Below are 13872 nucleotides of genomic sequence, written 5' to 3'. Positions count from 1 at the left end.
CTCACTTCACCTCGAATGTTCCCAGGTCCATGCTCAGGAAGCCCTCCATGACCTCCAACCCACGGTTGCCACGGTTGGTGAAGTAGGTCAGCACGGCGCGATAGCGGCCGGGAGTGCTGAGCAACTTTTTGCGTACCACGAAGCGCAGTGTCTCTCCCGGTTTCAGGCTGACACGCCGCTCTGCCGGAGACTTCTCTCCTTCTGGAGGGTGAACATTATCGGCACCGAGTTCCAACCACAGCGTCTCGGACTCACGGAGTTGTTCAGGGGGCTTGTCCCGGGTGACGATGAGTCGGAGGTTTGTTTCACCGTTGACTCCCCGGGTCACGAAGGGACTATCCGTCTCGATCCGTTCGGTGCCCACGTTCTGCAATGTCACCTGGAAGGAGACGGGCTTCTCGATTGGAAAGTCGCTCTGAGTCGCGGCGCCTTCTCCCCGGAGGGCCCGGAGCGGGCTCATGCGCAGGTACTCTGTCGCCTTACGCATCTCGTCCAGCAGGGGCTCCACCTTCGGGGGCACGCCGTCCAGCCGATAGTTCTTCAGATCGAAATCACTCTCGCTCACCATTTCCCCAACCGACAGGGTCTTCGTGTCGGGAGGCACCTCCAGCACTTCAGGCAGATCGCTGAAATCAATCGACTCGTACAGCTTTCGCAGTCGTTCGTAGGAGCCCGGGGGCAATTCAGCCTCGTAGTAGCCGATCTCCTGCTTGCTCAGGAAGTTGTTCGTGAGGTCCAGTGAGCCCTTTCCGCGAGCAGGGAATGCGGCTGTCAGTGAGCCAGACGGCAAGTCCAGGGAGAACATCAGCGGATGTTGTCGCATTGAGGTCTTCTCTCCACGGGATGGAGGGGCAGGGGATGTTATATTTCGAGTGGGCTTTCGATGGGCAATGGGCCGGGCGGGAGTTGTGCTGCGAGCAGGTTCTGCCTTCGTGGGACTTCCCAGCAGCAGCAACCCCAATACGCAGCGGACGAGCGGATCTCCACGCCACCTGGCCGACTCAGATTCGGAGCAGCCGGGTCGCGCCGATGATGCCTTTGACCTTCTTCTCGAACCATGCATGGAAGTCTTTCATGTGCTGATGATAGACGGTCTTCCCCGAAGACATGATGCTGAGGGGAATGTTCGCGTATTTTCGTGAAGGATCGCAGGCTCCAGCGGGATACTCGTCATACATGCCAATGAGGTGACCGAACTCGTGGGCTCGAACCGTCACCGGGACACCCTTGAGTTGCTCCCACCAATCGTGGGAAAACCACCACTTGCCCTTCACTCCCCATTTCGATGGATCGTTGGCGCCCGCGTAGAGCAGGACCTTCTTTCCATGCCCCTGGCCCCACCCGCAGCGAATGCGGATGTTGAAGGAGCAACAGCCATTCTTGCTTGAACAATTACAATCATTGCCTCGCTTGCATTTGCTTCGGTGGAGCCGGAACTTCCGATCCCAGATGTTCTCGATCTCCTTCTTCCAGAGTTTCTTCAAGCGCTTGTTTGCGGTGGCTCCAGGCTGCAGGTCGAAGTCGACGAGCCGGGTCACCGTCAACTCTCCTGTCTTCAGCTGAATCTCATAGCAAACTTCCCAACGAGAGCACCGAGTCGTCCGGGAAGTTCCTGGTGCCGACGTTGAGTGCCGCCTCATCACCGCAGCACGCCTCCTGGCGGGCCCAGGCCATCTTCACCACCTCCGGCTCTTCCGGATCCTTGAGTGTCTCCGCACCAGAACCGACCGCGACCGTAGTATTCTGCATCTCGGCTGCGGGGGGTGTATTGGTGGGCGAGCCACCGTTCTGGAGCATGATGTCCGTGAAGCGGAAGACGTTCTGCCCCTCGACCTTGACATCGAAGGAGTACATCTTCGGGTAGGCCTTGCCCTTGATCTTGTTGGACGCCACTCCCATGGCGCTTCCAGCCTCGTCCCCCGTGCTCGTCGCGAAGTGGGAGGACTTGAGCATGAGCGGATTGCCATCTCCGGTGACGGTCCGGCTTCCGTTGGCCGTGTCTGCGGACTGGGCCACGTTGGGGTAGGGCATGGGCACGGGCCCTGCCGGGGTGGGGGTCTTGCAAACGTCGGGGAAGGCCATGGACACCCCGCCGCTGTCCTTGTGCACGGCGGAAAGGTTGTTGACGATGACGGTGGTCGGCATCAGTGTTCCCCCATGCGCGAGACGGCCAGCGCGGCCCGTTCGCCGCTCTCCGAAGCAGAGGCTATCAGGATCCTGGGTCTGGGGGTGTAGCCGCGTTGGACGGTATGGGCTGCCAGGCCGATGGCTACGGGGCCGAATGCGGTCCCTACGTCCCCGAGGCAGTCTGCGGGGTGCCACAGCCGCCAGCCTCGCGGCAGTTTCCCCAGACACCGCGTCTCGATGAGCGCCCACTCCAGGAATCGCCAGCGCTCACCATTGAGATCGCAGACCACTTGGCCGAACTCTTCCGGTCTGCCCACGGCCTCCAGGACTGTCTGGATCGCCCGGGTGAGTCCTCGCCCTCTCACGGGGCTTTGTGGTGTCCAGGGATCGTCTCTCTCCAGCCCCCCACGGCATCGATGCGCAATCGAGCGGAGACACCGCGCCGCCGCGCCATCGATTCTCGCTCCAGGACCAGGAAGGCCGCAGCCTCACCAGGGATGATTCCGGAGCTGACGCCAGGCACCTTGAGCCGTCCGGCCTCAAGCAGGGACTGCAGCAGCACGCTGTCCAGCAGTGAGTCCGCGGCTCCTACGAAACAGATGTCAGCGGAACCTTGCTGGAGCACCTCGCAGGCCCTGGCCACCCCCACGAGCCCGGAGGCATGTTCCATGTGGATGAACTCCAGGCGGACGGCCCCCTCCTGGAAGAGGTCTTCCTTGAGCGTTTCAGTGAACTCCTGAAGTTCTTCTGGAGAAGGGCCGGGACGGTCCAGAGGCGGAGTGCCCAGGAACATCTGGACGCGAGCCTCGCTCCTGGAGTGTGGGAGGTTGATGGGCAGGTCGAAGAGCCGCGCGCTCCAAAGGGCCTCGGTTAGGGGCTGTGGGAGCAGTTCGACCAGCTTCTCGGACCAAGCGCGCTCCCCGAGGTCCGGTCTCGTCCAGGAGGCGGTGAGGCCGCCGCCATCCACGCCAAAGTGGGGCCAGATCATGAATCGATTGAGGCCTGCTCGTACCGATGCACAGGACTGTTGGGCGTGCTGGCCCACTGCCGTCCGCATCCCGATGCCCGTCACCACGATGGCCTCACCTCGCATGAGGACCTCCTGCGTGCTGAACCTTGATCCACTGCACGGAGGGAATGCGGCCGTGGACATCGAACCTCGCTCGCCAGACGAGGACGAGCCGCTTCTGCTCGCACTCGATGCTAACGGTGTCACAGGGACACAGCGGGGTCTCTCGCGCGGGGCCCACCTTCACCACAACTTCCAGCCTCACCCGTGGCAGGGAGAACTCCAACACGCCCTCGGGTGTTGCGCCCACCACCTTCACGGGTTCCCCTCCCTGGACATAGGAGGGGAGGATTTGATCGGGCGGTGCGACCTGGAAGAAGCGCTCGTCGAAGTCCGCCGGCAACAAGGGCATGGTTTCCCGCTCCCACGCCTTGTCATAGGTACCTGCATGGAGTGCACGCGGATGCCAGTGGGGGGCAAGAGGACCGAAGGCCCGAGGCGTAGGGCGGTCGCTCGGCGAGCCGATGGGCGCAAGAGGGTCTTCGAGATTCGGGAGGGGCATGCCCTCCAGCGGGAGTTTGGAACGCGCGGCGCGAAAGCCTCTTCCAATTGGGTTCTCCTCGCACCGCTCAGGATGCTCCGGGTGACTCAGGTCCGTACCGCCGAATGCCCGCTCGTATGTCAATTCCATACGCTCGAAAGCGCGCGGAGATGAGATGGTGGCCATTCCGAACGTTCTGTCCCATACCCGCTCCCCCACGACCTGCACGCCCTTGGTGAGCCCCCCCAGACGAAGGGCGACCAGGACATCCTTCTTCGCGCGTCCCTGAGCGTATGCGAAACCACTCAAGAGAATGTCTGTTGCTGGCTTGAAGGGGGCCAGGTCCAGGGCGCGGAGCACGCTCGAATGCTCGGGCTTGCCATGGTACTCGTCCGCCAGACTCAATGGACTCTGCTCGTCCGCGAGGATGACCTGGCCTGCCCTCGAAGGTGAAGGTGGCCTTGATGACTACCGTGAGCGACTCTCGTCCCGTGTAATCCAGATGAACGAACCGTTCCACAACGAAGGGGGTCGAGTTGAACAGGTCCATCAAGAACTCCCTGGTGCTTCAGGCACTTTGCCCGAGTATAGGGTAGTTGGGGACCGCGCATGGCGAAGCGAGCTTCCGCAGGGGCTTCCGACCTGGGTCATCGACGCGTTACTGGGCGCTCTTCCGCGCTCGATCATCTTCCAGGAGCATTATCTCCTGCAGCCGCTCGCACGGTCGTCCACAGCGGCGTCCCTGGGTGCGCTGGCGATCTGGGCCACCGCCAGGAGGTCTTCCGCGAGTTCGTGCAGACGCGCGATCAGTGCGGCGAGCCCCAGGACGGGCTGACGTACGACAAGTTCGTCGCCAAGCTGCGCAAGAACCGCGAGCAGCTCGTGCAGAAGTACGCGTGCAAGACGGTGCGCTTCCAGGTGTGCGTGAAGGAGGGCAGGGCGGCCCTCAAGGCCACGCCCGTCAAGGACTGACACCGGCCGCGCGGCGCGAGCGGGCGCCGCGCGAGGTCGGAGGACTCACGGCGAGGTGTGGACGGTGACCTCGGCGGAGAGGCCGGCGCGCAGTGCCAGCTCCCGCGGGGGATTCACCCAGGCGATGCGCACCGGGACGCGCTGCACCACCTTCACGAAGTTGCCCGAGGCGTTGTCCGGGGGCAGCAGCGAGAAGCGCGCTCCCGTCCCACTCGACAGGCTCTCCACGCGGCCCTCGATGCTCTCGCCCTCGAAGGCGTCCACCTTCACCGTCACCCGCTGGCCCGGGTGCATGTGCCCCACCTGCGTCTCCTTGAAGTTGGCCACCACGTACGTCGCCGGCGGGACGAACTCCCCCAGTGTCTGGCCGGTCGACAGCAACTGGCCCTCGTGCACGGACAGCTTGGACACCTGGCCATCCGCGGGCGCGGTGATGTGCGTGTACTCCAGTTGCAGCCGGGCCTGCTCCAGCTGGGCCTCGGCCGCCTTCACCCGGGCATGGGCGAGCTGCGCGTTGGCGCGGGCCGCGGCGATCTTCGCGTCGATGGGCGCGCTCTGATCCAACTGCCCCTGGGCCTCGGCCACCCGGCTCTGGGCGACGTGCCGGCCTTCCTCGGCCGCGGCGAGCTGCGCCTTGGCGCCCAGCAGGGCGGCCTGCGCGGCCTCGTGGGTCGCCACCGCGTCATCGTAGGTCTTCTGGGAGACGGCCTTGGCCTCCATCAGTTGCTTCGTGCGCTCCAGATCCAGCTCGGCGCGGTGTGCATCCGCCTCGGCGCGAGCGAGTGCCGCGCGGGCCACGGACACCTGGGCCTCGGCGCTGCTCACCCCGGCGCTGGAGGTGGACACGAGGGCGCGCGCGCTGGAGAAGCCTCCCTTGGCGCCCGCCTCGGCGACGGTGGACTGGGCGTCGGCGGCCTGCGCCTGTGCCTGCGCCGACTCCAGCTCCGCCTCGGCCTGCTTCACCCGGGTGGTGTAGTCCCGCGGATCGATCTCCACCAGGACGTCGCCCTTGTGCACGAGGGCGTTGTCGGCCACGAGCACGTGCAGCACCGGGCCTCCCACGCGCGTGGCCAGCGGCACCACGTCCGCCTCCACCTGCGCCGCGTCCGTCGTCTCCTGACCGCGCGTGGCGACCAGATAGCCGCCGATGCCGAGCAGGAGCACGGCCACGATGACGCCGAACACGAGGAAGCCGCGGCGGCCCTTCTTGCGTGACGCTTCAATCACTTCGGCCGGTACTTCGGGTTGAACGAGGGGGGTCGCTGTCGAGGCCATGTTTCAGATCTCCACGTCGATATGAACGGGTTCGTTGGGCCCGGAACTCGCGGGCTTGGACTTGAGGAAGAGCACGAGCGGCATCACCAGCAGGAAGAGCAGGGCCGCGAGCAGGAAGAGTTTGTCGAAGGCGAGCACCATGCCCTGGCGCGCGGTGAGGCCCGAGAGCATCCGCAGCGCCGCCTCCTGGGCGCTGGCGAAGTCCATGCCGCGCGCGAGCATGCCGGCGCGCAACTGGGCCACTCGCTCCATCACCTCGGGGCGCGTGGGGGACAGGTGCACCGACAGCGCCGCCGTGGCCTGGGTGCTGTAGCGCGACAGGAGGCTGGCGAACACGGCCAGGCCGATGGAGCCGCCAATCTGGCGCAAGAGCGAGCTGAGGCCCGTGGCGTCCGGCATCCGGTGGCGCGGCACGCGCGAGAGCGCCACGGTGGACAGGGGCACCAGCATCATCGAGAAGCCCAGCCCCTGCAGCAGGATGGCCGCGATGATGTCGTGCGTGCCGATGTCCAGGTTGAAGTGGCTCATCTGGTACACGCCGAGCCCGGTGATCGCCAGCCCCACCGCGATGAACACCTGCGGTGGGAAGCGCGTGTAGATGCGCCCGATGATGGGCATGATCGCCAGCATCAAGAGCGTGCGCGGCATCAGCGCGAGGCCCGACTGGGTGGCGGTGAAGCCGAGCAGCTCCTGCATGAAGAGCGGCAGCAGGAACATGCTCGCCATGAGGATGGAGAACATCAGCGCGCTGAGCAGGGTGCCCGAGGTGAAGATGGGATCCTTGAAGAGGCGCAGGTTGACCACCGGCGCCACGGCGGTGAGCTCCCGGATGACGAAGGCCACCAGGCAGATGCCCGCCAGGAGCGCGCAGACGACGATCTCCGTGGACTCGAACCAGTCGTGGCTCTGCCCCTCCTCGAGGAAGTACTGCAGCGCCGCGAGCCCCACGCACAGCAGCAGGATGCCCTGCCAGTCCAGGTTCTTGCGCTGCTTCTCGCCCTCGAGGCGGTTGGCGATGAGCAGATCCTCCGGCTCGCGCACGAAGCGCAGCACCATGAAGAAGCCGAGCACGCCCACCGGAACGTTGATGAAGAAGATCCACGACCAGTGGAAGTTGTCGACGATGTAGCCGCCGAGCGTGGGACCGATGGCGGGCCCCACCATCACCGCCATGGAGAAGAGCGCCATGGCCATGCCCTGCTCCTTGGGGGGGAACGTCTGGCGGAGGATGGCCTGCTCGGTGGGCTGGAGCGCTCCGGCGCCAAAACCCTGGACGGCCCGGAAGAGCACGAGCGAGGGCAGGTCCCACGCGAGCCCACACAGGAACGAGCCCACCACGAAGAGCGCGAGGCAGGCGAGGTACACACGCTTCTGCCCGAAGAGCCGTCCGAGGAAGGCCGTCAGCGGCATCACCATCACCGTGGCGAGCGCGAAGCCCGTGGTGGTCCAGGTGATCTCCTGCACCGTGGCGCCCACGGCACTGCGCAGCTGGGGCATGGCCACGTTGACGATGGAGGAGTCGATGGCGCCCATGAGGGTGCCGAACGTCACCGACAGCGTGACGAGCCACTTGTTGGGCGGCGCCTGGATGGCGACGGCTCCGCTCGGAGCGGGCAGCACGGCGGAAGACATGGGGGCTACACCTCGATTCCCTTCAAGAAGACCTGGAGCAGCACGTCCGCTCCTCGCTGGAGCTCGTCGCTCCGCTTCGTCTCGGCGGCGCGCAGGAGCAGCGCGCGCACCATTCCCACCAGCAGCGAGGCGTGGAACTCGGAGCCCTCGCGCCGCACCTCACCCGCCTCCACCCCGCGCCGCACGAGCAGCTCCACCCGCTTCGTCAGCTCCACGATCGTGCCGCCCTGGGCGGGAACGATCGGGCCGCGCAGGGCCTCGGACTGCATCGCCAGGGCGAAGAAGCGCGAGTGCTCGCGGAAGTGGGCGAACACCAGGGAGAGCAGCGTCTGGAGCTGCTCGCGGAAGGGCTGGCCCTCCACCTCGGCGACCACCGCGTCCAGCTTCTCCAGCAGCGCCTCGCGCCGCGTGCGCAACAGCTCGCGCAGGAGCGCCGTGCGATCCTCGAAGTGGTTGTAGAGGGTGCCCACCGACACGCCCGCCCGCTCGGCGATGTCCTCCATGCGCGCGCCGAACCCCTGCTCGCCCAGCACCTCCTCCGCCGCCGCGCGGATGGCCTCCGTCGTCGCTTCCTTCAGCCTCGTCCGCAGCCGGGGCACGGGGGCTTTCTTCGCTGAATCCCGATTCATTTTCTGAGTTCTGATTAACTCCGCGCCTGCCTGCCGTCAATGGAGGGGGGTGGGTTGGCGCCAGGCGTCCGGGCGGACGAGGACTCGGAGTCCTGGCCGGGACGCCTGGGGAGGGTGGGGGGACGAAAGGCCCGGTGGTCCTACCTCGGGGGGCGTGATACCCCCGGCCGGGTGACCGACACCTTCGCCCAGCTTGGACTGTCCCCCGAGGCGCTCGACGCCGTGCGTCGTGCCCGGTTCTCGCGGCCCACCCCCATCCAGGCGAAAGCCATTCCTCCGGCGCTCGAGGGGCGGGACGTCATCGGGTGTGCCGCCACGGGGACGGGCAAGACGGCCGCGTACGTGCTGCCCCTGGTGGAGCGCCTGGCGGGTCAGGAGGGGACGCTGGGACTGGTGCTGGCGCCCACGCGCGAGCTGGTGCAGCAGATCTCCGAGACGGTGCGCTTCTTCGGCGAGTCGCGCGGGGTGTCACACGCGGTGGTCATCGGAGGCGAGGACATGGGGGCGCAAGCGGGGGCGCTCGAGCGGCGGCCCACGCTGGTGCTGGCCACGCCGGGGCGGCTGGTGGACCTGTTGAAGTCGGGCCTGGTGGACTTCACGCGGCTGCGGACGCTGGTGCTCGACGAGGCGGACCGGATGCTGGACATGGGCTTCCAGGAGCAGCTCGAGCGGATTCTCGCGGCGCTGCCCCGCCGGAGGCAGACGTTGTTGTTCTCCGCGACGCTGAGTCCGGACGTGAGCGACTTCGCGGCGGCGGAACTGCACCGGCCCGTGCGGGTGGAGGTGACGCGCAGTGGCACGCCGGCCGAGCGCGCCGAGCAGCGGCTGTACGTGGTGAAGCCCGAGGAGAAGTCGGCGCTGCTGCTCGCGCTGCTGGCGAGGGACGAGGCGACGGCGCTGGTGTTCGCGGGGACGAAGGAGCGGGCGGACAAGGTGCACAAGGCGCTGCAGCGGGCGGGGTACCGGTGTGGGGTGCTGCACGCGGACCGGACGCAGAACCAGCGCAACCAGGCGATGCAGGCGTTTCGGGACGGGACGTACCGGTGCCTGGTGGCCACGGACATCGCGGCGCGGGGGCTGGACGTGGAGGACGTGGGGCATGTCATCAACTACGACCTGCCGCACGAGCCGGAGGACTACGTGCACCGGATTGGGCGCACGGCACGGGCCTCGGCGAGCGGGGTGGCCTCCACGTTCGTCACGGCGAAGGACCGGCAGATGACGGAGAAGATCGAGCGGGTGATGCGCGCGAACATTCCCCGGGCGGAGGTGCCGCGAGAGGATCCGGTCTTCCAGGCGGAGATGGCGCGGCGGGAGGCCGCCCAGCGCGACCCCGGGCCGCCGCAGAAGGACCAGGGCGTGAAGAAGACCGAGGGCCAGGCACCCGGGCGGCACGCGCGGACGCACAAGAGGAATGTGCGCTAGCGTTTCCTAATGAGGAAGAAGTTATGACTCTTGTTGCTGGATGTGCTTATGCACTCTTCCTTGCTCTAGCCAGAGCTGCTTCTCCCTTCCCCGTTCCTGGGTGAGGCGCGTGATCACCTTTAAGATGAAGGTATTGGTCTGGAACTGGCTCAACTTTGTTAGGAGGCGGTGCTGGTGAGCGATCAGGGGGCATCAATTTGAGAGCACCGGTCTCAGGAGAGAGTTCAAGCAATTGGGTTCGGATTGCGCGTGCAAGAACCTCTGCAAGCAGCGAGGGGACCGCATTGCCAATTTGGCGTTGTACTTCAACTCGACCGCCAGTGATAACAATATCGTCTGGGATAGTCTGCAGGCGGCACAGTTCTTGAGCACTTAAACGACGGTTCTCCCAATGAAAGGGTCCAATCGAAGAGCCTGGTTGAGCTTGGATTGTCCAAGATGGACGATTTTTTGCAAGCTTCAATAGAAATTGCCAATAGCGTCTGCGCCACCCAAAAAGAGGAACGCCGCCACCGCGATCCGTGTGAAAGAGGTAGTTCTGTCCTTCTGGAATCGACGGAAGAAGAGCTGCCCACTTGCCTTGAACCGAAAGCTTTTCTCCAAGGGCAGGACGAACATCGGCAATTGCATCCCACGCTGTTCGATAAGGCAACAGCTTGACGGAGCTTGACTTCATGGGGAAGAGAGGGAGGTCTGGTTGCGGCTCGCCATGTGTGGGACTGGGGAAATTAAACGGCAAACCCTCCCTGGAGGCCACGAGGATAAAACGCTCCCGCAGTTGAGGAACACCATAGTTTGCGGCATTCACTATTTGGTAGTAAGGTACATAATTACTTTTTGTTTTCTTGTTTATTCGCTCGATTTTGTCGAGCAGAAGCTTGAGTCCCTCGTCCTTTCCTGAAAAGGCAAGGCCTCCTACATTCTCTAAAAGGAATGCTTTAGGGAGAGCCTCTTCGATGACTTGCATGTACGCTGCGAGCGTATCTGCGCGAGGGTCGTCGAGCCGGGATGTATCGCCCTTCACCCAGTAAGCAGACTTAGAAAATGGTTGGCATGGAGGGCCACCAATAACCAAGTCAACCTCTGCGCGCTTTAGTGCCCCCAGTTTCAATATTTCTTTAGTAGGCACGTCGAATATGCTGCGTTCGACCACTCGCCAGGAACGACGGTTGCGACGTAATGTTTCACAGCACTGTTTGTCAAATTCCACAGCGACAGCAGTGTCGAAACCTGCGGCCTCGAACCCATAGTCGAGACCTCCTGCTCCAGAATAGAGGCTGATGATTTTGGGCTGCTTGCTCATGGCAAAGGAGCTTTACCACGGGGATTGCGGCTTGCAACCTCCTTGGCCGGCTCCCTCCTGTTGATGGATAAGGTTGGGGATAAGGTGCCAACTTTTTAGGTAGGGGGCAAGTCGAAAACGCCAGGAGTGAAGCTTCTTGTTGCAGAATGGGGCACTGTGTAGTGCTGTCGACGCTTCTTTCGCGGTTGAAGTGCGCGAAGTGCGCGAAAATCTTGGTTGGTACGATTGCTGCTGGTAGTTGTTGCTCCGACATGTAGCCCTTGAGGTTGGCCACTGAGGGAACCACACCGTTAGATGTGGCTGTTCCGGGAACATGCGCCTTGGTGTCATGTCCGGCACGGACGTCGGTGCGTGGCAAAGTCTGGTGGAAACTCTGCAAGCAAGTTCCGTGCTGATCTGCTCGGTGCGGATTGTGCTGGTGAACCAGTCAGTGGGCCCATGGCCTTGGTTTGTAACCCGGGGCTCAAACGCGCATGTTATGCACCGTTTCGTTTCCGTCATGGATTCCTCCCTCCTGCTCTGTTGTTCTCACTTTTATCTGCTGGGGCAGCAAGTTATTGGTTCGTTTGGTGAGCCATGATTGGCGAGAGCAGTTGTGGTCGCTTGATTGATTGGTGTGGGTGGTCTGGAGTGAATGGAGTGTGTCGTTCATGGGGTTGCTAAATCTACCCATCGCTTTATTCCTTCTTTTGATACTTCAATTTGGTTGAGTCTTTTGTGTATTGCGCGGTAGGCAGACCCGGGGGTGGTGTTGTCTCGCCCTCGGAATAAAGAGTCGCGAAGAAAGGATTCCCAACCAACATACATGTGTAGTCTGACCCCACGTTGTAGCGACCAGTGTATGGCGTCGTTTAGCTTTGCGCCCATTGGTGCTTGGTTGGCCACCGCAAGCATGACTGCCCTTGTGACTTGGTGATCTAGTGCGCGCCTTGCTAGATGATAGAGATCCTCGCTTGTAACGGATTTGTCGCGAACTTCGTAAGTCAGTGTTGCTCGCGGATTGTCATAGGGGAGTGATGCAGAGTCCTGCGCTAAATTTGATGCTTGGGTGATCAAATTGTCCGTTTGGTCTTTGACGATAATATCTCCAGGGAATTTTCTGCTCGGATCGAAGATCTTCCCAACGTCAACGCGGTGTGCTCCGAACTCCGTATCAATGAGGCCCGCTGCTACTGCTTGGGCGCGTTTCCCTGATTCTGAATTTTCAGAAACGAACGTTTGAATGATACGAAGCAGCGTTGTCTCTGTGAGTTTGTCGCCAGCATCTTTGCTGATTGAGTGAACCTCAGTGTTGTCTTTGCGAACAAGCAAAAACGCTCGAAGGGCAGCACGTGCCTTTTGGGAATCCGTAATGGCGTCAAGCGCCGTTAATGCCTCAAGAAGAAGGCGAAGTGGTTCGCGTCCACTTGCGCGGACAGGAAGCTCCGCTGAAATGCGGTCCTCGGCAAAAAACGGCTGATTATTCAAGGGCTCTCTGCCTCTCACCCCTAGATTAATATGCAGTCTAGGCGCATGTGCGGCGAGTACGTCCTTGCACAAACTCCTTGCTGAATATCCACGAGTTCCTGAGCTGTCCTTAAGAGCAAAGGGGTCCACGCTTAGTTCGACTGACTTTGCTAGGAGTGCTGTTCCAAGTGCAGCTATGAACGTTTTGTTGCTGTGCTCGCAAGCTAGGCTTAGTGCCTCAACTCGCTTACACCAGTTGGAGGGGGAAGGAGATGTGGATGCTACTTCTGCTTCTAAAACCTGTAGTGCCTTTTCTTTGTCGATCTGCATCATGCCCTCACTTGAGCGTAATGGGTGAGAGCTAGCTTCAGATCGGAACAACACAGTTGGCGATTGTAAAATTGCTAATTTGCTGGTGAAGATTTTCTGATTTAAAGAGAGGCTGCTCATCGAAAATTGCATATATGAGTGACGCAGTGTGTTGGGTGTTGACCTGTCAGGTTGTGGGAGTTCTCATCGTTTTTGCCCGGAGAGTACCTGATATGTCGAGATCATGTGGTTGACCTTGCGTGTTGGTTTTGGTTGTTGGGCTGAGTTATTTCAATGGTTTGATGGTGCGGTTGCTCTGGTTGCGGCTAGATCTGATAGGTAGTCTTTGTGGCTAATTCCCCGAGTGAACAGGAAGTTAATGCTCTGGGGACAGGGGCTGTGTATCAGGTGCCCTGATTCGGTTCGTCGCCCACGTTCAGCTCGCCTCAGTGCTCCCTCCGTGCTCCTAGGATGCGCGCGGTGATGGCCAGAGGAATGCCTCCCTCCTTTGTTGTGAGAAAGGGCTCGAAAACGCGGGCCCGGTACTCGGGCGGGTAAGCGAGCTTGGGGTCAGAGGAATAGCCCAAAAAGTGGCGTAACCCTTCACCGCTCAGGCTCGGTTGATGGGGAATCAAGCTTGGCTGCATACCCTGGCGGCTTCCATGCCTCCTGGCATTAGGCGCATTGGTCGAGCCTCCTTGCCCGTCGCGGCATCCGGACAAGCGCTAGATGTCGAGCCTCCAGTGGGTGCATACCTCAGCGGGGAACCTCCTCGAACAGTGGGGTGACACCATGGACGTCAACGAGGTCATCGACAGGGCGCGTGATTCCTTCAACGTTCGGCGCGTTTTCGGAGAGCCCATCCAACAAGGCGAGGTGACTCTGGTTCCTGCTGCCTGGGTAAGGGGCGGAGGGGGCGGTGGTGGGGGCGAAGGTCCTGCCACCGAGGGAGCGAAGGCAGAGGAGAATGCCGCCAAGGGCTACGGCATTGGCGTTGGCTTGAATGTTCGGCCCGCTGGGGCCTTCATCGTGAGGAATGGAAAGGTGCGGTGGATGCCGGCGGTGGACGCCAACCGTATCGTCTTGGGTGTGCAGGTATTGGTGGGTCTCTTCCTGCTTACAATCGGCAAGCAACTCGTAGGCCGCTTCCTCAAGGAGGACCAGCGATTCGGCCGCAGGCGTTTCGCGTGGTGACATGCCTGGA

The 13872-nt window shown here is 62.4% G+C and carries 13 protein-coding genes; 3 read left to right on the top strand and 10 right to left on the bottom strand.

Annotated features, from left to right (window positions below; all coding sequences use genetic code 11):
- Position 1: 1 nt before the first annotated feature.
- From CYFUS_RS35615 to CYFUS_RS35595, 5 genes are all read right to left on the bottom strand, one after another.
- Positions 2-823, bottom strand: coding sequence for a hypothetical protein (locus CYFUS_RS35615; RefSeq protein WP_095989276.1), 822 nt, complete (start codon positions 821-823; stop codon positions 2-4).
- 178 nt (positions 824-1001) lie between these two features.
- Positions 1002-1538, bottom strand: coding sequence for a hypothetical protein (locus tag CYFUS_RS35610; RefSeq protein WP_157758851.1), 537 nt, complete (start codon positions 1536-1538; stop codon positions 1002-1004).
- A 28-nt stretch (positions 1539-1566) separates the two neighbouring features.
- The gene (locus tag CYFUS_RS35605) at positions 1567-2145 is read right to left on the bottom strand and encodes a DUF4150 domain-containing protein (RefSeq protein ID WP_095989274.1); all 579 of its coding nucleotides are present in this window, start codon (positions 2143-2145) and stop codon (positions 1567-1569) included.
- Between the two features lie 343 nt (positions 2146-2488).
- Entirely contained in the window at positions 2489-3220 is a 732-nt protein-coding gene (locus tag CYFUS_RS35600; protein WP_232536994.1) for a beta-ketoacyl synthase N-terminal-like domain-containing protein, read from the bottom strand.
- Complete coding sequence (locus CYFUS_RS35595; RefSeq protein ID WP_232536993.1) at positions 3210-4082, bottom strand: DUF2169 family type VI secretion system accessory protein; 873 nt, start codon at positions 4080-4082, stop codon at positions 3210-3212. The genes CYFUS_RS35600 and CYFUS_RS35595 overlap by 11 nt, the downstream gene beginning before the upstream one ends.
- Positions 4083-4286: 204 nt before the next feature.
- Here CYFUS_RS35595 and CYFUS_RS54400 point away from each other — a divergent pair, with 204 nt between their 5' ends.
- The gene (locus CYFUS_RS54400; protein WP_332468312.1) at positions 4287-4649 is read left to right on the top strand and encodes an MXAN_5187 C-terminal domain-containing protein; all 363 of its coding nucleotides are present in this window, start codon (positions 4287-4289) and stop codon (positions 4647-4649) included.
- Between the two features lie 45 nt (positions 4650-4694).
- On the opposite strand, the gene CYFUS_RS35585 is transcribed toward CYFUS_RS54400, so the two are convergent.
- From CYFUS_RS35585 to CYFUS_RS35575, 3 genes are read right to left on the bottom strand one after another with little or no spacing between them, the layout of a single operon-like run.
- On the bottom strand, positions 4695-5924 hold the full coding sequence (locus CYFUS_RS35585) for an HlyD family secretion protein (RefSeq protein WP_095989271.1): 1230 nt from the start codon (positions 5922-5924) through the stop codon (positions 4695-4697).
- Between the two features lie 3 nt (positions 5925-5927).
- A complete protein-coding gene (locus CYFUS_RS35580) occupies positions 5928-7556 on the bottom strand; it encodes a DHA2 family efflux MFS transporter permease subunit (RefSeq protein ID WP_095989270.1) in 1629 nt (542 codons plus the stop codon).
- Between the two features lie 5 nt (positions 7557-7561).
- Positions 7562-8185, bottom strand: coding sequence for a TetR/AcrR family transcriptional regulator (locus CYFUS_RS35575; protein WP_095989269.1), 624 nt, complete (start codon positions 8183-8185; stop codon positions 7562-7564).
- Between the two features lie 171 nt (positions 8186-8356).
- Between CYFUS_RS35575 and CYFUS_RS35570 the strand changes: the two genes are divergently transcribed.
- Entirely contained in the window at positions 8357-9610 is a 1254-nt protein-coding gene (locus CYFUS_RS35570; protein ID WP_095989268.1) for a DEAD/DEAH box helicase, read from the top strand.
- Positions 9611-9656: 46 nt separating this feature from the next.
- Here the strand turns inward: CYFUS_RS35570 and CYFUS_RS35565 are convergent, their stop codons facing one another.
- Both CYFUS_RS35565 and CYFUS_RS35560 read right to left on the bottom strand, forming a co-directional pair.
- The gene (locus CYFUS_RS35565; RefSeq protein ID WP_095989267.1) at positions 9657-10913 is read right to left on the bottom strand and encodes a DNA cytosine methyltransferase; all 1257 of its coding nucleotides are present in this window, start codon (positions 10911-10913) and stop codon (positions 9657-9659) included.
- A gap of 648 nt (positions 10914-11561) precedes the next feature.
- Positions 11562-12692 carry a restriction endonuclease, SacI family gene (locus tag CYFUS_RS35560; RefSeq protein WP_157758850.1) on the bottom strand — a complete coding sequence of 377 codons (1131 nt, stop codon included), beginning with the start codon at positions 12690-12692 and terminating at the stop codon, positions 11562-11564.
- Between the two features lie 768 nt (positions 12693-13460).
- On the opposite strand from CYFUS_RS35560, the gene CYFUS_RS35555 reads away from it, so the two are divergent.
- A complete protein-coding gene (locus CYFUS_RS35555; RefSeq protein WP_095992433.1) occupies positions 13461-13862 on the top strand; it encodes a spore germination protein GerW family protein in 402 nt (133 codons plus the stop codon).
- The last annotated feature ends 10 nt before the right edge of the window (positions 13863-13872 follow it).

This window comes from Cystobacter fuscus, from assembly GCF_002305875.1.
GTDB classification, from domain to species: Bacteria; Myxococcota; Myxococcia; order Myxococcales; family Myxococcaceae; genus Cystobacter; species Cystobacter fuscus_A.
This window is presented reverse-complemented; position numbering and strand designations above follow the sequence as displayed.

What these genes read in the sequence shown, in the direction of transcription:
- CYFUS_RS35615 (WP_095989276.1), bottom strand. Translation starts at nt 823, where the DNA reads ATGCGACAACATCCGCTGATGTTCTCCCTGGACTTGCCGTCTGGCTCA.
- CYFUS_RS35605 (WP_095989274.1), bottom strand. Translation starts at nt 2,145, where the DNA reads ATGCCGACCACCGTCATCGTCAACAACCTTTCCGCCGTGCACAAGGAC.
- CYFUS_RS35600 (WP_232536994.1), bottom strand. Translation starts at nt 3,220, where the DNA reads ATGCGAGGTGAGGCCATCGTGGTGACGGGCATCGGGATGCGGACGGCA.
- CYFUS_RS54400 (WP_332468312.1), top strand. Translation starts at nt 4,287, where the DNA reads ATGGCGAAGCGAGCTTCCGCAGGGGCTTCCGACCTGGGTCATCGACGC.
- CYFUS_RS35585 (WP_095989271.1), bottom strand. Translation starts at nt 5,924, where the DNA reads ATGGCCTCGACAGCGACCCCCCTCGTTCAACCCGAAGTACCGGCCGAA.
- CYFUS_RS35580 (WP_095989270.1), bottom strand. Translation starts at nt 7,556, where the DNA reads ATGTCTTCCGCCGTGCTGCCCGCTCCGAGCGGAGCCGTCGCCATCCAG.
- CYFUS_RS35575 (WP_095989269.1), bottom strand. Translation starts at nt 8,185, where the DNA reads ATGAATCGGGATTCAGCGAAGAAAGCCCCCGTGCCCCGGCTGCGGACG.
- CYFUS_RS35565 (WP_095989267.1), bottom strand. Translation starts at nt 10,913, where the DNA reads ATGAGCAAGCAGCCCAAAATCATCAGCCTCTATTCTGGAGCAGGAGGT.
- CYFUS_RS35560 (WP_157758850.1), bottom strand. Translation starts at nt 12,692, where the DNA reads ATGATGCAGATCGACAAAGAAAAGGCACTACAGGTTTTAGAAGCAGAA.
- CYFUS_RS35555 (WP_095992433.1), top strand. Translation starts at nt 13,461, where the DNA reads ATGGACGTCAACGAGGTCATCGACAGGGCGCGTGATTCCTTCAACGTT.